The sequence below is a fragment of the Planomonospora sp. ID67723 genome (assembly GCF_015711605.1).
GTDB lineage: Bacteria > Actinomycetota > Actinomycetes > Streptosporangiales > Streptosporangiaceae > Planomonospora_A.
Window position 1 is genome coordinate 317,629 of record NZ_JABTEZ010000003.1, and the last position, 20,186, is coordinate 337,814.

Consider the following 20,186-nt stretch of genomic DNA (forward strand, 5'->3'; position numbering starts at 1 on the left):
ACTGATCGGCGGCGTCGCGCCGCTGTTTAGGGCTTCCGCGTTCAGGGCTGCTGTCCGGCGGCCGCCCCGGCGACCGGGGGAGCCGGGGCCTCCGGGGCCGCCGGGGCCTCCGGGGCCGCCGGGGCCTCGGGGGCCGCCGGCTCGTCGGTCGGCGGGGCGACGAAGATCTTCATGTTGACCGTGAGGCTCGACTCGCCGGAGCGCGTCTCGCCGTCGCCCCCCGAGGAGCCGAGCGTGAGGTCGCCGATCAGCGCGGCGCGCGAGTGCACCCGCTGCACCTGGTCGAGGAACCGGCCCAGGTCGGTGGCGTCGCCGGTGGCGGTCACGGCGACGGGCAGGGCGTGCAGCTCCGCGCCGGAGGCGGTGACCGGTTCGGACTGACCGACGCTGACCCCGTCCACGGTGACGCCCGCGGCGTCACCCGCCCGCTGCAGCGCGCGCAGGAACTCCTCCGAGTTCGCGGCCGTGGGCAGCGCCTCCCTGGCCGTGCGCAGCTCGGTCTTGTACCGGGGCAGCTCGGCGTTCTCCCGGCTCAGCTCCGCGATCCTGCTGCGCAGGGTCGCGGCCTGGACCTCGGTGGTCTCGGCCTCGGCCTGCAGGCGGTCGGTCTCGTCGTGCTGTGGCCCGACGAAGAAGAACCAGCCGACGGCGAGCAGGAGGGCCGCGGTGAGGAGACCGCCGACGATCCAGAGCCGGTCGGTCCGTCCGGTGAACATCAGTTCCCCTCCTCGGTCTCGGTGGAGTACCGGCCGCCGAGCGCGGCGTCGGTGATGTCGAGGCGCAGGCCGAAGTCCACGCCGGCGTCCTGCTCGCGCACGTCGTTGAGGAGCGGGTTGCCCAGGCCGGGCACCTCGCCGAGCGCGTCGACGTAGGCGGCCACGTCCCGCTTGCCGTCGCCGACGCCCGTGATGCTGACCTCCCCGATCAGCTCCTCGCCGGAGGTGTTCGGCAGGGCGGAGTCGTCCGTCTCCCGGGTGCCGCCCTCGGCCTTCTCCTTGATCTTGGCGGTGATGCTGGAGAGCTTGACGCCATCCGGCGCGGCCTGGCTGACGGAGGAGAGCAGGCGAGCCCAGCGCAGGTCGTCGGCGAGCAGCGCGGCGAGCTGGGTGTTGATCGTCTCCGCCTGCCCCCGGACGTTGACGAGCTCGGAGAACTCGTTCCGCCGGCGCATCGAGTCGTGCAACTCGGTCTGGGCCCGGGCCAGCTCCTCCTCGGCGGCCGTCGTCTGCTGGCTGGCCAGGACGTACCAGCCGCCCAGCAGCAGGACGAACACGGTGAGGACGGACAGCACGAGGTTGCGGGCCCTGCGGCCGCGCCGGGCGGCCGCGATCTCGGGCGGCAGCAGGTCGGCCGCGACGGACAGCGTTCGGAACGGGTCCTGGACGGGCATGTCCGGGCCGGGAAGGAGGGGAGTGGTGCTCATCAGGCTGCTGCTCCCAGGGTGAGGCCGATCGAGACCGCGGCGGTGGCCGCGCGGACCGGGTCGAGGCTGTCGTGCTTGTCGCGGCGGCCGCGGCGCGTGCGCACGGTGGGGTCGACGAAGGACACCTCGATGCCGAGCTGGGCGTGCAGGACCTCGACGAGGCCGGGCATCAGGGCGCCGCCCCCGGAGAGCACCACCCGCGCGACCCGGGTGGGCCGGTTGCCGGAGCCGAGGTAGGCGAAGGAGTTGCGGATCTCGTTGACGAGGGGCCGGGCGGCCTCGCGGATCACCTCGGCGTTCTCGGCGTTCTCGGCGGGCTGGTCGCTGCGGAGGCCGACGCGGCACTTGAGGTCCTCGGCCTGCCACGGGTCGATGCCGAGCTGGGCCGCGACGGTCTCGGTGACCTCGGCGCCGCCCCGGGGGATGGTCCGGACGATCAGCGGCACGCCGTCGGTGTGGACGACGACGATCGTCGTCCGGGCGCCGAGGTCGATGATGGCCTCGACCTGCGAGTCCAGGCGGGCGGCGGCGCGCAGCAGCGCGAAGGAGGCGAGGTCCACGCGGGCGACGTGCAGCCCGGCCTGCTCGACGGCGTGCACGGCGGTGGTGACGACGTCCTTCGGGGCGGCGACCAGCAGCCCGCGCACCGTCTCCTGCTCGCCCGCGTCCTCCAGAGGGAAGAAGTCGAGCAGGGAGCGCTCGACCGGCAGCGGCAGCGCGTCGCGCACCTGGAACGGCAGGGAGGGCCGCATCTCGCGGGCCGGCAGGTTGTTGACCGACATCTCGCGGACCACGACCTGGGGGGTGGTCACGCCGAGCACGACCTTGCGGCTGCGGAACTTCGTCGCCGACCAGAGCCGCTTCAGCTCGGTGGTGACGGCCTTGGCGTCGTGGATGACGCCGCCCTGCACGGCGCCCGGCGGTAGCGGGACCGCCCCGATGTTCGTGATGACCGGGCCGTCCTTGCCGCGAGTGGTCTCCACCGCGCGGATGGACGTCGAACCGATGTCCAGTCCGATGGGGTTGACGGCGGCCATCAGGTGCTCCTCGTGGTCAGGGTCGTCGGCGGCAGGGTTGTCGGCAGGGTCGTCGAAGTCGTCATGGCGGGCGGGGTCAGGCGGACGGCGTGAGCAGGCCGACGTACCAGGCGGCGATCGGCCCGGCGGCGAACACCGCGAGCAGGGCGCCGGCGAGCATGGCGGGGCCGAACGGCATGGCGGTCTTGCGACCGGCTCTGCCGGCGGCCAGCAGCGCCGTCCCGGCGAGCCCGCCGAGCAGGAAGGCGGCGAACGTGCCGATGACGACCGCGCTCCAGCCCAGCCAGCCGAGGTAGAGGCCGAGTAGTCCGGCGAGTTTCACGTCGCCGAAGCCCATCCCCCCCGGGTAGATCCAGGCGAGCGCGAAGTAGAAGGCGAACAGCACGGCCATCGCGGCCAGGCCGCGCAGGGCCGGAGTCCAGTCGGCGCCGGTGACGGCCGCGGGGGCCAGCAGCAGGGCGCCGACGGCGTACGACGGCTTGACGATGGCGTCCGGCAGCCGGTGCACATCAAAGTCGATCATGGAGAGGGCCACCGCGACCGCCGCCAGGTAGAGGTAGGCGGGCAGTTCCGGGGTGACCCCGAACCGGGCGGTCACCGCGGCGAACAGCACCGCGGTGGCCAGCTCGACCAGGGGGTACCGGGCGCTGATCGGCTCGCGGCAGGCGGCGCACCGGCCGCGCAGCGCGAGCCAGCTCAGCACCGGTACGTTCTGCCAGGGCCGGACGGCCGCGGCGCAGTGCGGGCAGTGCGAGCCGGGCCGCAGCAGCGACTCGGCCCGCGGGACCCGGTGGATGACCACGTTCAGGAAGGAGCCGACCAGCAGGCCGAGCACTCCGGCCAGTACGAGCACGAGTGTGTCCATCGAGGTCTCTCCTTCCTGTCAGTGGGCTCAAAGAGATTCGCCGAGGTGGCGGGGTTTCCGGCGGGACGGCACGGTCTGCGTTCCGTCCCGCCGGGCGAGATCACGCCTTGCAGGTAGCGATCTTGGCGTTGGTCACCGCTTCGACCGAACCACCCTTGGTGTTGTCGTACACGTACACCGCACCCGAGCCGGTGCCGTTGGTGGCGCAGATCAGGTAGTCAGTGTTGCTAACCTTGAGGTAGTTCAGCTCGGTACCAGCAGAGATGCTCACCTTCTGTGCGGTGCTACCACTCCCGAGGGTGAAGACTCCCTTTGCGGGCGCCGCCAGGCCATCCGGGTACTTGTTGCCGTTCACCGTGTAGTAGCTCTCCACGGCGGTGATGGCGCCGCGCACGTCGGACTGCGCCGACTTGTCGGCCGCGCCCTCGCGGTAGTTCATGTAGACCGGGATCGCGATGGCGACGAGGACGCCGATGATCACGACGACCACCAGCAGCTCGATCAGGGTGAAGCCGCGGTCGCCGTGCGCGCGCTTCTGCAGACGCCGGAGCGTTGCGTTCATGGTGAGACTCCTGTACTCATTTTGGTGGAAAGTGGCGCTCAGGCGGTCGCCCGGCGCCGAACCGGCCCGGAGGCCGGTCATTTCCGTGGCGCGCACGGAAAGTTCTTGGGGTCAGTCAGTTCTGGATGTTCTGGTAGATCGTGAACATCGGCAGGTAGAGGCAGACGACCATTCCGCCGACCACGACACCCATGACGATGACCATGAGCGGTTCGATCGCCGCGGTCAGGGACTCCGCCGCGGTATCAACCTCTCTGTCATAGAAATCGGCAACCTTGTCGAGCATCTGACTGATTTGTCCACTTTCTTCGCCGACTTCGACCATCTGAGCGACCATGCGCGGGAAGATGGCGTGCTTGCTGAGTTGTGTGGACATGGGCTGGCCGTCGCGCACCGCCGACTGCAGGTCCTTCATCGCCTCGGCGATGACCGCGCTGCCGGTGGTCGCGCCGACCACGTCGAGGGCCTGCATCACCGGCACGCCGGCCCCGAGCAGGGTGCCGAGGTTGCGGGAGAACCGGCTGATGGCGATTTTCGCGAACAGCTTCCCGAAGACCGGCAGGCGCAGCTTCAGCTTGTCGAACGCCAGCCGCAGCGCCGGTCTGTTCCGCAGTTCCCTGCGGAACAGCACGGTCCCGCCGATGACGACGGCGACGAACAGCGGTCCCGACCAGGCCAGGCTGTGGCTGGCGGTGACGAGGATCTGCGTCGGCAACGGCAGCTCGCCGCCGAACTGTTTGAACATCCCCTCGAAGACCGGGACGATGAAGGCCAGCACGCCGGCGACGAGGAACCCGGTGAAGATCAGGACGATGACCGGGTAGGTCATCGCTCCCTTGATCTTGCCACGCAGCGAGGCGTCCTTCTCGAAGTTGACGGCGATGCGTTCCAGGGCGTTGTCGAGGAAGCCGCCGGCCTCTCCGGCCCGCACCAGCGCGACCATGAGCGTCGGGAAGATCTTGGGATGCTTGCCGAGGGCGCCGGAGAGCGAGATGCCGCCCTCGATGTCCATCCGCACCTCGCTGATCGCCTTCTTCAGCGAGGGCTTGGTCGCCTGGTCCTCCAGGACCGTCAGCGAGCGCATCAGCGACATGCCGGAGGCGGTCATGGTCGCGAACTGGCGGGCGAAGACCGCCAGGTCCTTGAGGGTGGTGCGGCTGCCCAGACCTGGGATGGTGATCTCCCGCCGGAGCAGCGAGCCGCCCTCGGTGATCGACACCGGTGTGAGGCCCTGCTGGCGCAGGTGCTGGGCGGCGGCGGCCTCGTTGGCGGCCTCGACCGTGCCCTTGGCGCGCTTGCCGTCGCGGTCGATGGTCTGGTACTCGAATGTCTTGGTGACCGGCATGGTCACGCCCTCCCGACGAGGCGCTTGAACTCCTCCGCCGAGTGGCAGATGTCCAGCGCGTGTTCGAAGGTGATGAGCCGTCCCCGGACCCGCTCGGCCAGGTGCTGGTCGAACGAGATCATGCCGCCGCTCCCGCCGGACTGCATGAAGGACGGGATCTGGTGGTTCTTCCCCTCGCGGATGAGGTTGCGGATGGCGGGGGTGGCGACCATGATCTCCGCGACGACCGCGCGGCCGGCGCCGTCCGCCCGCGGGGCCAGCGCCTGGGTGACGACGCCCTGCAACGCCGTGGAGAGCTGGGTGCGGATCTGCTGCTGCTGGTGCGGCGGGAAGATGTCGATGACGCGGTCGACCGTCTGCGCGGCGCTCTGCGTGTGCAGGGTGGCCAGGACGAGGTGGCCGGTCTCCGCGGCGGCCAGCGCGGTGGCGGTCGTCTCCAGGTCGCGCAGCTCGCCGACAAGGATGATGTCGGGATCCTGGCGCAGCGCGTGCTTGAGCGCCTGGGAGAACGAGGAGGTGTCCGCGCCGACCTCGCGCTGGTTGACGATGCAGCGCTTGTGCGGGTGGAGGAACTCGATCGGGTCCTCGATGGTGACGATGTGCCCCGAACGGGTGCGGTTGGCCAGGTCGACCAGGCCGGCCAGCGTGGAGGTCTTGCCCGAGCCGGTGGGCCCGGTCACCAGCACCAGCCCCCGGGGCAGGTGGGCGAACCTCGCCACCGAGTCCGGCAGGCCCAGCTCCTCCAGCGGCTTGATCTCGTGCGGGATGGCCCGGAAGGCCGCGCCGTACGAGCCGCGCTGCTGGTAGAAGTTGGCGCGGAAGCGGGAGACGCCCTCGATGCTGTAGGCGACGTCGAGCTCCTGATCCCGCTCGAAGCGCGCCCACTGGGCCTCGTTCACCGCCCCGCGCAGCAGCATCGCCGTGTCGCTCGGGGAGAGGCTGCCGAAATGCTGCAGCTGGAGCAGTCTGCCGTCCACCCGGATCGCGGGCGGCGCGCCCGCCGTCAGATGCAGGTCCGAGCCGCGTTCGTCGACCAGGGACACAAGCATCGCGTTGAGCGTTCTGCGCGCCTCGCCGAAGGCGTCCTTCAGGTGCCCGAGCGGATGAACCGCCTCCATGGGAAATCTCCTTGCCGTTACCGAGTAACGGCCTGTTCGGCCGTATGTGTTCAGATATGAGGTGATATTCCGGAATAGTCCTGCCGCTGATCGCCAGGTCCGCCGTGTGCCGCCTCGGCGCTACGGGCGCGCCGTACCGCCGCGCCGTGTCCCGCGCCCCGGCCCGGGATGCCGTGTCCACGGTCAGATCGCGACGCGCAGGACCTCCGGGAGCGAGGTCTGGCCCTCGGCCGCCTTGGCCAGGCCGTCCAGGCGGAGCGGGCGCATGCCCTGGGCCTCGGCGACCCGCTGCACCTCGTTGGCGGAGGCGCGCTGGATGGTGAGGCCCTCGATCTCCGAGGACATCGGCATGACCTCGTGCAGGGCGATCCGGCCGCGGTAGCCGGTGTTGGCGCAGTTGCGGCAGCCCGCCGGCTTCCACAGGCGCTCCGGGCGGGGCAGCTCGCCGAAGGGCCAGCGGGCCCCGGCCAGCTCGGACTCGGCCGGGACGTACTCCTGCTTGCACCAGTCGCACAACCGCCGCGCGAGCCGCTGGGCCAGCACGCAGTCGACCGACGAGCCGACGAGGAACGGCTCGATGCCCATCTCGGTCAGCCGGACGACCGCGCTGGGCGCGTCGTTGGTGTGCAGGGTGGAGAGCACGAGGTGGCCGGTGAGAGCGGCTTCGACGGCGAGCTGCGCGGTGGCCCGGTCGCGGATCTCGCCGATCAGCACGACGTCGGGGTCCGAGCGCAGGATCGCCGGGAGCACGGCCGCGAAGGTCAGCCCGGCCTTGTGGTCGACCTGCACCTGGTTGATGCCGGGCAGCCGGTACTCGACCGGGTCCTCGACGGTGATGATGTTGACGGTGGGCTTGCTGATCGACGCGAGGGTGGCGTAGAGGGTGGTCGACTTGCCGGAGCCGGTCGGCCCGGTCACCAGCACCATGCCGTGCGGCTTGGTGAAGGAGCCGGAGAAGCGCCGGTGGTTCTCCTCGGTGAAGCCGAGGTTGTCGAGCTCGAGGTTGATGCCGCCGGTGTCGAGGACCCGCAGCACGATCTTCTCGCCCCACACCGTGGGCAGGGTGGCGGTCCGCAGGTCGACCTTCCGGCCGTTGATCATGACGGTGATGCGTCCGTTCTGCGGGATCCGGCGCTCGGTGATGTCGACGCCCGACATGATCTTCAGTCGGGAGATGAGAGCCGACTGCACGTGCCGGGGCACGGTGTCGATCTCGTGCAGCACGCCGTCGATGCGGTAGCGCACCCGCAGGTCGTGCTCGGTCGGCTCCAGGTGCAGGTCCGAGGCGCGGTTCTGGATGCCCTGCTCCAGCAGAGAGTTGACGTACCGGACGATCGGCGCGTCCTCCTCGACGGAGTTCAGGTTCGACACCGCAGCCTCGGCCGCCTGCTCGGCGCGGAGCGCCTCGGCGACGTCGCCGAGGTCGTTCTCCTCGCGCTTGAGCTTGTCCATGATGCGGCGCAGCTCGCTGCGGGCCACCACGACCGGCCGGACCGTCAGCCCGGTCGCCGCGCGCACGTCGTCGAGCGCGACCACGTCGCCCGGGTCGGTGATGCCGACGGTGATCTCGTTCTCGTTCAGCGAGAGGCCGAGGACGCGGTGGCGCAGCGTCAGGGCGAGCGGGATCTTGGAGATCGCGGCCGGGTCGATCGGGTAGCCGACCAGGTCGACGCTCTTGATCCCGTACATGTCCGCGGAGGCCTCGGTGAGCTGGACCTCCGTGACGACGTTGTCGTTGATGAGCACCGCGCGCAGGGAGCGCCCGGTACGCTCGGCCTCCTCCGCCGCTCGCTCGAGCGCCTGCGGGTCGGCGCCCCGCTGCTTCAGCGCGTCGATCAGCGGAGAGAAGATCTGGTTCATGTCACCCCTACGGCAGCCTGTCTCCGGACGTGTCCCGTCCTGAGGTCTCATCGGCCGCCAGGGGCGCTACCTGAGCTACTTCCGCGGGCCGGGGCCGGAGTGGGCACGATCACAACCCCACGATCACGACCCCCGGGAACCCCGGCGCGCGGGACGCCGGGCGGGAGGTTCCCGATCCTCCTAGAATGACCCGATGGCTTCCCCCCAGAGCGGACCCGAGGCGGATGACGCCTCTCGCGTGCTGCGCCGGATCTTCGGGTACGACACGTTCCGGGAAGGGCAACGGGAGATCATCGATCACGTCGTCGCCGGCGGCGACGCGCTCGTGCTCATGCCCACCGGCGGCGGCAAGTCGCTGTGCTACCAGATCCCCGCGCTCGTGCGCGAGGGCACCGGCGTCGTCGTCTCGCCGCTCATCGCGCTCATGCAGGACCAGGTCGACGCGCTGCGGGCGCTCGGGGTGCGGGCGGGCTTCCTCAACTCCACCCAGGAGCCGGACGAGCGCCGCGAGGTCGAGTCCGCCTTCCTCGCCGGCGAGCTGGACCTGCTCTACCTCGCCCCCGAACGCCTGCGGGCCCCCGCGACGCTGAGCCTGCTCGACCGGGGCGCGATCGCGCTGTTCGCCATCGACGAGGCGCACTGCGTCGCCCAGTGGGGGCACGATTTCCGCCCCGACTACCTGGCCCTGTCCGCGCTGCACGAGCGCTGGCCCGCCGTGCCCCGCATCGCGCTGACCGCGACCGCCACCGAGGCCACCCACGCCGAGATCGCCTCCCGGCTGAACCTCCGGGAGGCCCGCCACTTCGTGGCGAGCTTCGACCGGCCGAACATCCGGTACCGCATCGCGCCGAAGAAGGAGCCCAAGCGGCAGCTGCTGAAACTGCTGCGCACCGAGCACCCCGGGGACGCGGGCATCGTCTACTGCCTGTCGCGGGCCTCCGTCGAGAAGATCGCCGCTTTCCTGACGGAGAACGGGATCGAGGCGCTGCCGTACCACGCGGGGCTCGACGCGCGGACCCGGGCCGCCCACCAGGCCCGCTTCCTGCGCGAGGACGGCCTCGTCATGGTCGCCACCATCGCGTTCGGGATGGGCATCGACAAGCCGGACGTGCGCTTCGTCGCCCACCTCGACCTGCCCAAGTCCGTGGAGGGCTACTACCAGGAGACCGGTCGGGCCGGGCGAGACGGCCTGCCCTCCACCGCGTGGCTGGTCTACGGGCTCCAGGACGTCGTGCAGCAGCGCAGGATGATCGAGACCTCCGAAGGCGACGACACCCACCGCCGCCGCCTGGGCACCCACCTCGACGCCATGCTGGCCCTGTGTGAGACGGTCGAGTGCCGGCGCGCGCGGCTGCTCGCCTACTTCGGCCAGCAGGGAGCCGCCTCCTGCGGCAACTGCGACACCTGCCTGTCGCCGCCGGAGACCTGGGACGGCACCGTCGCCGCCCAGAAGATCCTCTCGACCGTGCTCCGGCTCCGGCGCGAGCGGCGGCAGAGCTTCGGCGCGGGACAGATCATCGACATCCTGCTGGGCAGGAAGACCGAGAAGGTCGTCCAGCACGACCACGCCGCCCTGACGGTGTTCGGCATCGGCACCGAGCTGAACGAGTCGGAGTGGCGGGGCGTGGTGCGCCAGATGCTGGCCCAGGGACTGCTGGCCGTCGAGGGCGACTACGGCACGCTGTCGCTCACCGACGCCAGCGCCGAGGTGCTGGCCCGGCGGCGCCAGGTCACGCTGCGGCGCGAGCCCGAGCGGACGGCGCGCTCCGAGCCGGCGGACAGGACCGCAGGCCCCCGCCGCACGGCCCCCGCCGACCTGCCCGAGGAGGCACTGCCGGTCTTCGAACGGCTCCGCGCCTGGCGGGCCGCGACCGCGAGGGAGCAGGGACTGCCCGCTTACATGATCTTCCACGACGCGACCCTGCGCCAGATCGCGGCCGAGCACCCGTCGACCCTGGCCGAGCTGGGCGAGGTGAGCGGCGTCGGCGAGAACAAGCTGGCCAAGTACGGCGAGCAGATCCTCCGGGAGCTCGTCAGCTGAACGCGTCGCAGCGGCCCGACCAGATCCGCAGCCCCTTGTCCCGCGCCTTCGCCTGCTCGGTCCGCATCACCCTGATGTACCTGTCGTTGGACCGGTAGAGCAGGGCCTTGGCGAATCCGTGGCGGATGAGGTTGCGGCTCACGGACACGCCCTCTCGGTTCCAGACGTAGAAGAGGCGGCGCCCGTAGTGGTCCTTGACGTCTTCGTCCCGTAGCAGGTAGACGGCCTTCCCGACGGGCAGGAGCCGGCGGGTGCGCTCCGTGGCGGCCTCGAACCAGCACCGGCCGCGCTCGGGGGTGTCGGGTCCCAGGAAACGGACCCGGACGACCGGGCCGTCCTTGCGGAGCCGGACCTCGATCGTGTCGCCGTCCACGATCCGCACGACGGTCGCCTTCCTGACGGCCTTCGGCAGGCCGGACGGGGCGGCGGAGGCCGGCGCGGCCGTCAGGACGGTCAGGGGAACGGCGGTGAGGACGGCGCAGGCCGGCAGGGACAGGCGAAGGAGACGTCTCACGGAGGACCTTTCGCTCACGGGACGGGTGATCGGGTACGGCAGGCGGTGCAAGACCCGTACCCCGGCTGTTCACCCGGGTAATCACCGCGTTCGGTGAAGTAATCCCCGGATTCCCCGCGTCTCCCGGGGCCCGATGGGGTCAGGGCACGGCGTCGCGGATGCCGGCCGGGCGGAGGAGGGCGGTGGACTCACGCCGCCAGGACGGCGGTCAGGGCGACCAGCGGGGGCAGGATCTGGATCCCGGCGGCGCGCAGGAACCGGCGGTCGGTGACGATCAGCACCGCTCCCGCGCCCACCATGCAGGCGGCGGCGAACCCGATCAGCGTGGCACCGGCCACCGGTCGCCCCAGCGTGCCGGCCGCCACCCCGGCCAGCGCGCCGAGCGCCAGGAACAGGTTGTAGAAGCCCTGGTTGAACGCCATGGGCCGGATGACGTCCGCGTCGCGCTGCGATGCGACGAGGAAGCGCCGCCAGACCTCCGGCCGGGTGAAGCGCAGGCTCTCCATGACGAAGAACCCGATGTGGACGAGGGCGGCGACGACCGCGGCCACGTATGCGACGACGAACATGGGATGCCTCCACGAGTTTTGAACCGATCGATTCAAAATATACTGTACCAATCGGTTCAAATCCGACGGACAGGACACGGGACGGACGCGCTCGTTCGCGGCGCGGAGGCGGCAGGGGCCGTACGGGACCGCTCCGGAAGCTCCTTCCGGGACCGGTCCCGGAGACGCTCAGCGGCCGTATCTCCCGTAGGAGCGGCACCGCGCCCCGGATCCCGCCGAGGAGGCGGCCCCCGGCCGCGCAGCGCCGCCGTGCCCGACGTGCCAACGAGGAGCGAGGGAAAATGACCGGTGTCACCGCCACAGCGCACTGCCTGGAGCTCTCCGCCTTCCCGACCTCGCCCTACTACGCCCGCGTGTACGTCCAGCGCGTGCTGGAGGGCTGGCGGCGGGACGATCTGGTCGAGACGGCCCGGCTCGTCGCCTCCGAACTGGTCTCCAACGCCGTCAAGGCGACCGTGCCCCGTCCCGCCTCCGCGGCCGCGGCCCGCACGAGCCCCGACCACGTCCGGCTGGATCTCTACCGGGCCGGGGAGGCGGTCGTGCTGCGGGTCTGGGACGCCAGCCGCACCCCGCCCGTCCTCAGATCCCCCGGCCGCGACGACGAGGACGGCCGCGGCCTCCACCTCGTCGACCTGCTCGCCAGCGACTGGGGCTACCACCGCCCGAGATCGGGCGGCAAGATCGTCTGGTGCGTGCTGGCGGCGCCGTCCGCCGGGTAGGGCCGCCCTGCGGGCCCGCTCCAGGCGCCGGAGGTCCGCGGGTCCCGGCCGCAGGAGCATCCCCACCGGTTCGTGATCACCGCAGCGCTCGGTGCGGGCCGCGCGGACCCGGGGCCATGGCTTGACGCCCTGCACATCTGGGGGAAGTGTCCAAATTGGAGTGGGTTGTCGAGCTGGGGGAGGGGCCTGCGGTGCGGGATGTCCTGGACGTGATCCTGAGGTGGTACTCGGCGGGGGAGACGTTCGCCCTCGCCACGGTGGTGAGCACGTTCAGGAGCGCGCCGCGCGAACCGGGGGCGGCGATGGCGGTCTCCGCCGGAGGCGAGGTCGTCGGCAGCGTCTCCGGGGGCTGCGTCGAGGGCGCGGTGTACGAGGCGGCCCGGCAGGTGATGGAGTCGGGGCGGCCGGTCCTGGAGAGGTACGGCGTCAGCGACGACGAGGCCTTCGCCGTCGGGCTCACCTGCGGCGGCATCCTGCACGTCTACGTCGAACCGGTGAACCGGGAGACCTTCCCCGAACTGGCCGCGGTGGCGGCGGCGGTGGCCGGTCGCCGCCCGGTCGCCGTCGCGACGACCGTCACCGCGCCCGGCACCGGTCCCGCCTCGCCGGCCCGGCCCGCGACGGGCGGCGCCGCGTCCGGCGAGGCCGCCGCCGTCCTCGGCGCGCGGCGGGTGATCTGGCCCGGCCACGCCTCGGGCTCGCTCGGCGCCGAGGGCCTGGACGTGGCCGTCGACGACGACGCGCGCGGCATGCTCGCCCAGGGCCTGACCGGCGAGCGCCACTACGGGCGGCGCGGCGAGCGGCGCATGGACGAGGTCGCGGTGTTCGTGCGGTCCTTCGCGCCGCCGCCCCGGATGCTCGTCTTCGGGGCGATCGACTTCGCCGCGGCCGTGGCGCGGATCGGGAAGTTCCTCGGCTACCACATCACCGTCTGCGACGCCCGCGGCGTCTTCGCCACCCGCAAGCGCTTCCCGGACGCCGACGAGGTCGTGGTGCGCTGGCCCCACCAGTACCTCCGGGAGACCGAGGTCGACGGGCGCACGGCGATCTGCGTGCTCACCCACGACCCGAAGTTCGACGTGCCGCTCCTGGAGGTCGCGCTGCGCACCCCGGCGGGCTACATCGGCGCGATGGGCAGCCGCCGTACCCACGACGACCGGATGAAGCGGCTGCGCGAGGCGGGTCTGGCGGAGGAGGAACTGGACCGGCTGCACTCCCCGATCGGCCTCGACATCGGGGCCCGCACCCCGGAGGAGACGGCGGTGTCGATCGCGGCCGAGCTCATCCGGCACCGCTGGGGCGGCACCGGCATGCCGCTGAAGCAGACCGAGGGCCGGATCCACGGGACGCCGCCGACGTGAGCACGTGAACCCGGCGACGGGTTCCGTCCGGGGCCGCCTCGGGGCCGTCTCGAAACCGTGGAGCGCCGACGGGCTCGCCGGACCGTCGGCTCATTCCGCCGGGGCCGAGAGCCGGTCGAAGAGATCGAGGGCGGCCTGCCGGACCTCGTCGGGGGTGAGCCCGCCGAGGACGGTGCGGGCATGGGTGATGTCCCGCGTGGTGGCGCAGGTGATGGCCACCGACGCGGCGGCGGCGTGATCGATCGATCCCGCCTGCGCGTTGTCGGCGAGCTCCTGGGCGGTCGCGGCGAGGTCGAGGTTGTCCCTCTCGGATGAGGCGGTCACGGAGATCCTTTCATGGGGCGGTGGTGACTTTGAGTCATTGTGAGGGGCTCCGGCCCTCGCGCGGGCGGGGTTCGCCGGATTCACCGGTATGCCCGGCCTTGAGCACCGGCGGAACCACTGATCCGGATGGGGGGCGATGACCGCGCACGAGCGCAATGGCCCGGATGACACCCGCAGACGCGCGGGTTCGACCCCGGCGGCGCCTCCTGCACGCCCCTGCCCGATATCCTGGGAGGCGGCGCCGTCCCGCGCCGGACCTCCTGAGCCCGCGCCCACGCCGCGGGCCCCCGCGGAGGCAGAGGGGATCGTTGTCCTCGGGGCGTGAACGGTGTCACCCGGTCTGACACGGCCTGCACGGCGGAACGAGCACCGAGCGTGGGAGACGTGCGCGCGCCGCCGCCCCAGGAGCAGATCATGACCGACCACAAGCACCTCAAGCGCCGGGTCCGCGAGCGGATGGCCAGGACCGGCGAGTCCTACACCGGCGCGCTGCGCCACGTCCTCGCCGCCCGTGGGACCGCAGCGGGGGGACACCCGCCGAGCGGGCACCATGACGCGGCGCTCCTGCACCACCTGCTGCCCGGCCACAGCGAGGCGATGCTCGCCGGACTCGGCGGCGGCATCGGGTTCATGTACGCCGTCTTCGAGTACCGGGGCCACCACCCGACGGTGACGATCGTCGCCCAGGCCCATCCCGAACCGATGATCCCCACGGCGCTCGCCCGTGCCGGGATCGCCCACGAGGTCCGGCAGACCGGCTCGCCCCGGGTCGCCGAGCGCGCCCTGCGCGAGACCCTGGAGGCGGGCCGGACGGCGATCTGCCGGGTCAGTCGTTTCGCGCTGCCCTGGCGGCCGGGGCTGCCGTTCCCCGACCCGCTGGAGGTCGCGGTCGTCGGCCTCGACGGCGGCGACGCGCTGGTGCGGGACGCGCGCGCCGAGCCGGAGCGGCTGCCCCTCTCGGAGTTCATGGCCGCGTGGTCGGCGCTGAGGAAGGCCCGCCACCATCTGGTCTCGGTCACCGGCCCGGCGGGCGCCGACCCGGCGGAGGCCGTGCGGAAGGCGATCGCCGCGACCGCGGCCGGGATGACCGGGCCGGTGCTGGGCAACGCCTTCGACGTCAACTTCGGTCTCTCGGGCATGAACCGGTTCGCCGGGCAGCTCGGGGACGCCGGGGGCAGGACCGGCTGGGCGCGGCGGTTCGCCCATCCGGAGGCGTTCTTCGGCGCGATGACGCGGCTGCACGAGTGCCTGGAGACCGAGTACACCGCGCCCGGCGCGACCCGCCCGCTGTACGCCGCCTTCCTGGACGAGGCCGGCGCCCTGCTCGGCGGTACGGCCTGCGCCCGGGCGGCCGGGCTCTACCGTGAGGCGGGGGAGCTGTGGTCGCGGATCGCCGCCCGGGCGGCCGAGCCGTTCCCGCGCTACCGGGAGCTGGCCGAGGAGAGAGCCGAGCTGCTGCTCACCGAGGGGGCCGGAGCCGCCGCCCGGCTCCGGGAGATCGCCGCGACGGGCGCCTACGGGGGGCCGCTGGGTGAGGACGAGCGGAGGGACCTGCTGGCCGAGCTGGCCGGGCTGGCGGCGCGGGCCGTACGGGTCGAGGAGGAGGCGGTGGCGGCGCTGCGGGCCGTCTGAACCCGGGGCTCGGTCCGGGCCGGTGTCGGCCTCGGCGCCGGCGCCGGCGCCGGGCGCTGAGCGGCCGGCGGGGGCCCGGACTCCGGCGGAGGCGGAATTAATCGGATGCGACGCATTCCGATCGCCGCTACCGTTGAAAACGCCTCAGGTGCGAGGGGACCGGATACTTCTTTTCCAGAGAAAACCAGCCGGGACCGATATCGAACTCTGCGGCGCAGACAAATGAATACGCGCTTCCCCGGTGCGAAGGCTGCGGATACTTCATCGCTCTCTCAAAGCGAAGGTCCGGGTTCGAGTCCCGGCGCCGGCTCCGGCCGGTGTGGTGTAACGGCAGCATATCTGTGCCGCCGCCGGCTTCGATCTCGGGGAGGACGACGAATGCACGGGCCCTCCCGGTGCGAAGGCAACGGTTACTTCGATTAGGGATCGGGAAGTCCGGGTTCGATTCCCGGCGCGCCGGCTGGAACCTGCGGCGCGTGGTGTAAGGCAGCACGCTTCGTACCGTCGCCGGTCTTCCGAACTCGGGAGGGCCCCACAATTGCATACGCACCCCCCGGTGCGACGACAGCGGATACTTCGAGGTTCGATTCCTGACAGCCCGACCCCATCGGGCTGGTGCCCGATCGGCCGGGCGGTCCGTCGTCATCCCGATCTCGGGGGGACCACCGTTCCAGAACGTGCCCGGTGCGCAGGCGAGGGATACTTCCACTGTTGACGGGGTGGTTGCCGGTTCGAGTCCGGCCGGGGCAGAACAGCCCCGTAGCTCAAGTGGCAGAGCACCTTCGCCTTCGCCGCCTCGATCTCGGGCACGTTCTGCGCGAACGCGGGTTCCCTCCTGCTCTCACCGCGAAAGGAGCCGCGTCCATGTCCAAGTTCAACACGTTCGTCAACGCCGTGACCAGCCGCTCCGCCGTCTCCAGCCCGGTGACGACCGAGCGCGCGCCGTCCGGCCGCACCCACGAGGGCGCCCCCGGATACGTCCGCCAGGCCAAGGGGGAGCTGTTCCTGCTCGCGGTCTCGAACATGGTCGGTGAGGACGCCTTCTACGAGAAGGCGGGCGAGCGCGACGAGCGCTTCCGCGCCCTCGTCCACCGGGTCGCGGTCGAGGACGGCGCGTGGATGGCCCGCTTCCTGCCCTGGCTGCGCGGTACGGCGAACCTGCGCACCGCCCCGATCGTCGCCGCTCTGGAGTCGGTCAGGGCGCGCCTGGCCGCCGGGCAGCACGGCCTCAACCGGCAGTTGGTCAGCGGTGTCCTGCAGCGCGCCGACGAGCCCGGCGAGGCGCTCGCCTACTGGATGTCCCGGTACGGCCGCGCGGTGCCCAAGCCGGTCAAGCGCGGCATCGCCGACGCCGTCCAGCGGCTGTACGGCGAGCGCAGCCTGCTCAAGTACGACGGCGAGACCCGGGGCTTCCGCTTCGGCGACGTGATCGACCTGGTGCACCCCGCCCCCGCGGCGGACCGGCCGTGGCAGGGCGAGCTGTTCGCGCACGCCCTGGACCGCAGGCACGGACGGGACAAGCCGATCCCCCGGACGCTGGCGACGTTGCGCGCCCGGGCCGAGCTGGCGGCCCTGCCGGTGGACGAGCGCCGCGCCGTACTGGCCGAGCCCGCCCGGCTGGCGGCCGCGGGCATGACCTGGGAGGCGCTCGCCGGATGGCTGCAGGGGCCGATGGACGCCCGGGCGTGGGAGGCCGTCGTGCCGTCGATGGGCTACATGGCCCTGCTGCGCAACCTCAGGAACCTCGACGAGGCCGGTGTCTCCGACGAGGTCGCGGAGCGGGTCATCGCCAAGCTCACCGATCCGGACGAGGTCGCCCGCTCGCGGCAGCTGCCGTTCCGGTTCTACTCCGCGTACCGCACGGCGCCCTCGCTGCGCTGGGGGCACGCGCTGGAGCGGGCGCTGGGGCTGGCGACGCGCAACGTGCCGTCGTTCGGCGGCCGGACCCTCGTCCTGGTGGACACCTCGGCGTCCATGACGGGTGGCGCGGTCTCGGCGCGCTCCGTCGTCACACCGGCCCAGGCTGCCGCGCTGTTCGGCGTCGCGCTGGCCGCCCGCGGCGAGCGGGTGGACCTGTACGGCTTCGCCGACGGCGTGTTCCGGCACAAGGTCGGAAAGGGCGCGTCCGTGCTGAAGGAGATGGACCGCTTCTGCGCGCGGATCGGCGAGGTGGGCCACGGCACGCAGATCGCCGCCTCGGTCCGCAGGGCGTACTCCGGGCACGACCGGGTCGTCATCCTGTCCGACATGCAGACGATGAGCGGTCACTACGGCGGCGACGTCACCGGCGCGGCACCGCCGCACGTCCCCATGTACGGCTTCAACCTGCAGGGATACCGGCACGCGGCGATGCCGACCGGCTCGGGCAACCGGCACGAGTTCGGCGGCTTCTCCGACGCGACGTTCCGGCTGATCCCCCTGCTGGAGGCGGGGGAGGGGACGGGCTGGCCGTTCTGAGAACCCGGGAGGCCGTCCCCGCGCGGTGGTTCACCGCGCGGGGACGGCCCGCCGCCCGCTGCGGGAAGCGATTTCACCCGGAGGTGGGACACCCTTTCGGGCATGTTCGCTATCTATACGGGTGTGAACTTTTCTGAGCTCTCCCGGCGGCGCTCTCCGCTGCTGCCCGCCATGGCCCTGACCGCGGCCCTCGCCGCGCTGCCCGCCTGCTCGGCGCAGGAGGCGGCCGCCCCTCCGGCGGCCACGCCCGCCACCGTCGCCCCCACCGCCACGGGGGCCTCCTCGCCCGCCGGGACCGGCGCCGCGCCCGCCCGGTCCACGGGTCCCGCCGGGCCCACCGCGACGGCCTCGGCTCCCGACGTCTTCGGGACCGAGTTCCAGACCGGCCCGGACCGCGACTGGAGCAAGGGGCGGCCGGCGCCGTTCGAGGGGGTCCTGCGCGGCTGGATCACCGGGGTGGACGCGGACGGGACGGCCGAGTACCGGCCGATCCGCTTCGCCCTGAGCGGCGGGGAGGACGGCCACTTCGAAGGCCCCCCGGAGGGGGACGTGCTCCGGTTCGCGGCTCCGATCGCCGAGGACGTGGAGTACTTCAGCGCCTACGGCTGTGACGGGACCGGCCCGACCTACGACAAGGCCACCAACCTCGGTACCGCGCGCTGCCCCCGGCAGAGGTTGATCGACGAGGTGAAGGAGGCCGCCTCGCTCGGAGAGGGCGGGGGCCTCACCCGGCCCGCGCTGATCACCACGGAGGGCGGGCGCATCGTCAGGGTCGTCAACATCTACTGGCAGGGCGGCGGCGGCTGATCGTCCCGGGGAGGTACGGCGCACGCCTCCGCAAGGAACGAGGCGCGCGCCGTACGACACGGGCGGGTCTCGTTTTTCACTCCGGTACCAAATGTGCGCCCGGGTTTGGCAAACAGGACGCCTCCTTTCTGGAATGATCGTCCCGATATCCCCTGGACATCGAGCTGACGGACCGTGACATATGCCCCTTATTGATGAAATTGCCACTTATGTCTCGGACCAGCCGGTCAGAACGGCCATCATCTGCGTGGCAGGTCTGATCCTCGCGGTCCTCGCCTACTTCGTCCTGCGCGCCGCCGCCCGCGTGACGGTCCGGCTCTTCCACCGCTACGTCGCGCCCCGCCCGGTCGAGGACATCCTCACCATCGTCGCCGCCAGCATCGCCACCGGTGTGTCCGCCCAGGGCATGTGGAAGTTCGCCGGCGACGTCCTCGGCTTCGACGGGCCGCTGCGGCTGCTGCTCTTCGCGTTCATCGAAGTCGCCGTGATCACCAGTGCCGTCCGGGCCCGCCGCAACATGCGGGAGAACTTCTCCGCCGGCATCGACGGCGTCGCGGTGTGGGCGCTGACCTGCCTGACCGCGGTGCTGTCCAGCATGGACGCCCGCAGCGTCGCCGAGGCGGTCTTCCGGCTCGCCGCCCCGCTGGTGGCCGCGTGGCTGTGGGAGCGGGGCATGGCGATCGAGCGGCACCGCATCACCGGGCGCTCCCGCATCAACTGGAGGCTCACCCCCGAGCGCATGCTCGTCCGGATCGGGCTGGCCGAGGTCAGCGACCGCACGGCCAGCGAGGTCGACGCCCACCGGAGGCTGACCCGGGTCGCGCTGGCCGCCAAGAAGGCCCGCGCGCTGCGCGAGGGCGGGGCCTCCGAGCGGAAGATGCGCGCGGCGCTGGCGAAGCTGGACCGGGAGATGGACCGGGCGGTGGAACACACCGGCCTCGCGGTCGACCAGGCCCGCCAGGAGGCGCTGCTGTCGCAGATCGGAGCGCTCTACAACACCTCCGCCCTGATCGACCTGAGCCCGCCGGTCCCGTGGGCCCCCGAGCCCGAGACGGCTTCCCCGGCGCTCCCCGCCGCGTCGCCGATCGGCGTGGCGGTCGACGACGACGACGAGGCCGAGGTGATGGACGACACCACCGGCATGACGGTCGACCCGGTCCAGCGCGCGGCCCTGATGCGGGCGGCGCGCGAATACTGGGACAAGCAGATCGAACGCAGGTTCGTCCCCCGCGCGACGGACATCGCCCACGAGACCGGCATCCCGCTGGCCACCGCCCGCGAGTGCCGTGCGCTGTGGAAGCTGGAGCCCCGTGCCCACGCCCTGATCGAGGCCGCACAGAGCGAGCACGGCCTCGTCGACACCGGGACCTTCCCCGCCATCGAGGTGCCCGAGCCCGCCCTGACGGTGAACGGCTCGGGCCCCGGCCACTGACGCCCCGCCGCACGGGGGCGTGACCCCGCCCCCGTGCTCCCGGTGCCTGACCTGGGTCTCTTCTCCGCGTGATTGCCGTGCCGCAGAGGGTACGTAGAGGGCCTGTCGCAGATCGGAGGG

18 protein-coding genes and 3 tRNA genes are annotated in these 20,186 nt (G+C 72.0%); 10 read left to right on the forward strand and 11 right to left on the reverse strand.

Features of this window, described 5'->3' with window-relative positions; genetic code table 11:
- Nucleotides 1–41: 41 nt before the first annotated feature.
- The 8 genes from HS041_RS23165 to HS041_RS23200 form a co-directional block, all read right to left on the reverse strand.
- Nucleotides 42–716: a type 4a pilus biogenesis protein PilO gene (locus HS041_RS23165; protein ID WP_196442911.1), complete on the reverse strand. Its 675-nt coding sequence runs from the start codon at nucleotides 714–716 to the stop codon at nucleotides 42–44.
- The gene (locus HS041_RS23170) at nucleotides 716–1,423 is read right to left on the reverse strand and encodes a PilN domain-containing protein (protein ID WP_196442912.1); all 708 of its coding nucleotides are present in this window, start codon (nucleotides 1,421–1,423) and stop codon (nucleotides 716–718) included. The genes HS041_RS23165 and HS041_RS23170 overlap by 1 nt, the downstream gene beginning before the upstream one ends.
- Nucleotides 1,423–2,460 (reverse strand): type IV pilus assembly protein PilM, encoded by a 1,038-nt coding sequence (pilM, locus tag HS041_RS23175; RefSeq protein WP_196442913.1) that lies wholly within the window; start codon nucleotides 2,458–2,460, stop codon nucleotides 1,423–1,425. The genes HS041_RS23170 and pilM overlap by 1 nt, the downstream gene beginning before the upstream one ends.
- A 76-nt stretch (nucleotides 2,461–2,536) precedes the next feature.
- Nucleotides 2,537–3,325 (reverse strand): prepilin peptidase, encoded by a 789-nt coding sequence (locus HS041_RS23180; protein WP_196442914.1) that lies wholly within the window; start codon nucleotides 3,323–3,325, stop codon nucleotides 2,537–2,539.
- A gap of 100 nt (nucleotides 3,326–3,425) precedes the next feature.
- Entirely contained in the window at nucleotides 3,426–3,887 is a 462-nt protein-coding gene (locus HS041_RS40140) for a type II secretion system protein (protein ID WP_196442915.1), read from the reverse strand.
- Between the two features lie 115 nt (nucleotides 3,888–4,002).
- On the reverse strand, nucleotides 4,003–5,232 hold the full coding sequence (locus tag HS041_RS23190; protein ID WP_230879659.1) for a type II secretion system F family protein: 1,230 nt from the start codon (nucleotides 5,230–5,232) through the stop codon (nucleotides 4,003–4,005).
- Between the two features lie 2 nt (nucleotides 5,233–5,234).
- The gene (locus HS041_RS23195; RefSeq protein WP_196442917.1) at nucleotides 5,235–6,350 is read right to left on the reverse strand and encodes a type IV pilus twitching motility protein PilT; all 1,116 of its coding nucleotides are present in this window, start codon (nucleotides 6,348–6,350) and stop codon (nucleotides 5,235–5,237) included.
- A 183-nt stretch (nucleotides 6,351–6,533) separates the two neighbouring features.
- Nucleotides 6,534–8,210 carry a GspE/PulE family protein gene (locus tag HS041_RS23200; protein WP_196442918.1) on the reverse strand — a complete coding sequence of 559 codons (1,677 nt, stop codon included), beginning with the start codon at nucleotides 8,208–8,210 and terminating at the stop codon, nucleotides 6,534–6,536.
- Nucleotides 8,211–8,403: 193 nt separating this feature from the next.
- Between HS041_RS23200 and recQ the strand changes: the two genes are divergently transcribed.
- A complete protein-coding gene (gene recQ / locus HS041_RS23205; protein WP_196442919.1) occupies nucleotides 8,404–10,251 on the forward strand; it encodes a DNA helicase RecQ in 1,848 nt (615 codons plus the stop codon).
- Here the strand turns inward: recQ and HS041_RS23210 are convergent.
- Entirely contained in the window at nucleotides 10,244–10,765 is a 522-nt protein-coding gene (locus HS041_RS23210) for a thermonuclease family protein (RefSeq protein ID WP_196442920.1), read from the reverse strand. The genes recQ and HS041_RS23210 overlap by 8 nt on opposite strands.
- A 188-nt stretch (nucleotides 10,766–10,953) precedes the next feature.
- Nucleotides 10,954–11,334 (reverse strand): DUF1304 domain-containing protein, encoded by a 381-nt coding sequence (locus HS041_RS23215; protein ID WP_196442921.1) that lies wholly within the window; start codon nucleotides 11,332–11,334, stop codon nucleotides 10,954–10,956.
- 281 nt (nucleotides 11,335–11,615) lie between these two features.
- On the opposite strand from HS041_RS23215, the gene HS041_RS23220 reads away from it, so the two are divergent.
- Nucleotides 11,616–12,053 carry an ATP-binding protein gene (locus tag HS041_RS23220; protein ID WP_196442922.1) on the forward strand — a complete coding sequence of 146 codons (438 nt, stop codon included), beginning with the start codon at nucleotides 11,616–11,618 and terminating at the stop codon, nucleotides 12,051–12,053.
- A gap of 191 nt (nucleotides 12,054–12,244) precedes the next feature.
- Nucleotides 12,245–13,414: an XdhC family protein gene (locus tag HS041_RS23225; protein ID WP_196442923.1), complete on the forward strand. Its 1,170-nt coding sequence runs from the start codon at nucleotides 12,245–12,247 to the stop codon at nucleotides 13,412–13,414.
- Nucleotides 13,415–13,504: 90 nt separating this feature from the next.
- Here the strand turns inward: HS041_RS23225 and HS041_RS23230 are convergent, their stop codons facing one another.
- Nucleotides 13,505–13,738: a hypothetical protein gene (locus tag HS041_RS23230; RefSeq protein ID WP_196442924.1), complete on the reverse strand. Its 234-nt coding sequence runs from the start codon at nucleotides 13,736–13,738 to the stop codon at nucleotides 13,505–13,507.
- Nucleotides 13,739–14,152: 414 nt separating this feature from the next.
- Here HS041_RS23230 and HS041_RS23235 point away from each other — a divergent pair, with 414 nt between their 5' ends.
- The 7 genes from HS041_RS23235 (at nucleotide 14,153) to HS041_RS23265 (ending at nucleotide 20,066) form a co-directional block, all read left to right on the forward strand.
- Nucleotides 14,153–15,370, forward strand: coding sequence for a BtrH N-terminal domain-containing protein (locus tag HS041_RS23235; RefSeq protein WP_196442925.1), 1,218 nt, complete (start codon nucleotides 14,153–14,155; stop codon nucleotides 15,368–15,370).
- 238 nt (nucleotides 15,371–15,608) lie between these two features.
- Nucleotides 15,609–15,680, forward strand: a tRNA-Glu gene (locus HS041_RS23240).
- A gap of 83 nt (nucleotides 15,681–15,763) precedes the next feature.
- A tRNA-OTHER gene (locus HS041_RS23245) sits at nucleotides 15,764–15,830 on the forward strand.
- Between the two features lie 218 nt (nucleotides 15,831–16,048).
- Nucleotides 16,049–16,120 (forward strand) — tRNA-Ser (locus HS041_RS23250).
- A 114-nt stretch (nucleotides 16,121–16,234) separates the two neighbouring features.
- A complete protein-coding gene (locus tag HS041_RS23255) occupies nucleotides 16,235–17,827 on the forward strand; it encodes a TROVE domain-containing protein (RefSeq protein WP_196442926.1) in 1,593 nt (530 codons plus the stop codon).
- A gap of 102 nt (nucleotides 17,828–17,929) precedes the next feature.
- Nucleotides 17,930–18,634, forward strand: coding sequence for a hypothetical protein (locus tag HS041_RS23260; RefSeq protein ID WP_196442927.1), 705 nt, complete (start codon nucleotides 17,930–17,932; stop codon nucleotides 18,632–18,634).
- A gap of 247 nt (nucleotides 18,635–18,881) precedes the next feature.
- Entirely contained in the window at nucleotides 18,882–20,066 is a 1,185-nt protein-coding gene (locus tag HS041_RS23265) for a hypothetical protein (protein WP_307845425.1), read from the forward strand.
- Nucleotides 20,067–20,186 lie beyond the last annotated feature (120 nt).

Excerpts from the sequence above, each read along its gene's own strand:
- HS041_RS23165 (WP_196442911.1), bottom strand. The coding sequence starts at position 716 with ATGTTCACCGGACGGACCGACCGGCTCTGGATCGTCGGCGGTCTCCTC.
- HS041_RS23170 (WP_196442912.1), bottom strand. The coding sequence starts at position 1,423 with ATGAGCACCACTCCCCTCCTTCCCGGCCCGGACATGCCCGTCCAGGAC.
- pilM (WP_196442913.1), bottom strand. The coding sequence starts at position 2,460 with ATGGCCGCCGTCAACCCCATCGGACTGGACATCGGTTCGACGTCCATC.
- HS041_RS23180 (WP_196442914.1), bottom strand. The coding sequence starts at position 3,325 with ATGGACACACTCGTGCTCGTACTGGCCGGAGTGCTCGGCCTGCTGGTC.
- HS041_RS40140 (WP_196442915.1), bottom strand. The coding sequence starts at position 3,887 with ATGAACGCAACGCTCCGGCGTCTGCAGAAGCGCGCGCACGGCGACCGC.
- HS041_RS23190 (WP_230879659.1), bottom strand. The coding sequence starts at position 5,232 with ATGCCGGTCACCAAGACATTCGAGTACCAGACCATCGACCGCGACGGC.
- HS041_RS23195 (WP_196442917.1), bottom strand. The coding sequence starts at position 6,350 with ATGGAGGCGGTTCATCCGCTCGGGCACCTGAAGGACGCCTTCGGCGAG.
- HS041_RS23200 (WP_196442918.1), bottom strand. The coding sequence starts at position 8,210 with ATGAACCAGATCTTCTCTCCGCTGATCGACGCGCTGAAGCAGCGGGGC.
- recQ (WP_196442919.1), top strand. The coding sequence starts at position 8,404 with ATGGCTTCCCCCCAGAGCGGACCCGAGGCGGATGACGCCTCTCGCGTG.
- HS041_RS23215 (WP_196442921.1), bottom strand. The coding sequence starts at position 11,334 with ATGTTCGTCGTCGCATACGTGGCCGCGGTCGTCGCCGCCCTCGTCCAC.
- HS041_RS23220 (WP_196442922.1), top strand. The coding sequence starts at position 11,616 with ATGACCGGTGTCACCGCCACAGCGCACTGCCTGGAGCTCTCCGCCTTC.
- HS041_RS23235 (WP_196442925.1), top strand. The coding sequence starts at position 14,153 with ATGACCGACCACAAGCACCTCAAGCGCCGGGTCCGCGAGCGGATGGCC.
- HS041_RS23255 (WP_196442926.1), top strand. The coding sequence starts at position 16,235 with ATGTCCAAGTTCAACACGTTCGTCAACGCCGTGACCAGCCGCTCCGCC.
- HS041_RS23260 (WP_196442927.1), top strand. The coding sequence starts at position 17,930 with ATGTTCGCTATCTATACGGGTGTGAACTTTTCTGAGCTCTCCCGGCGG.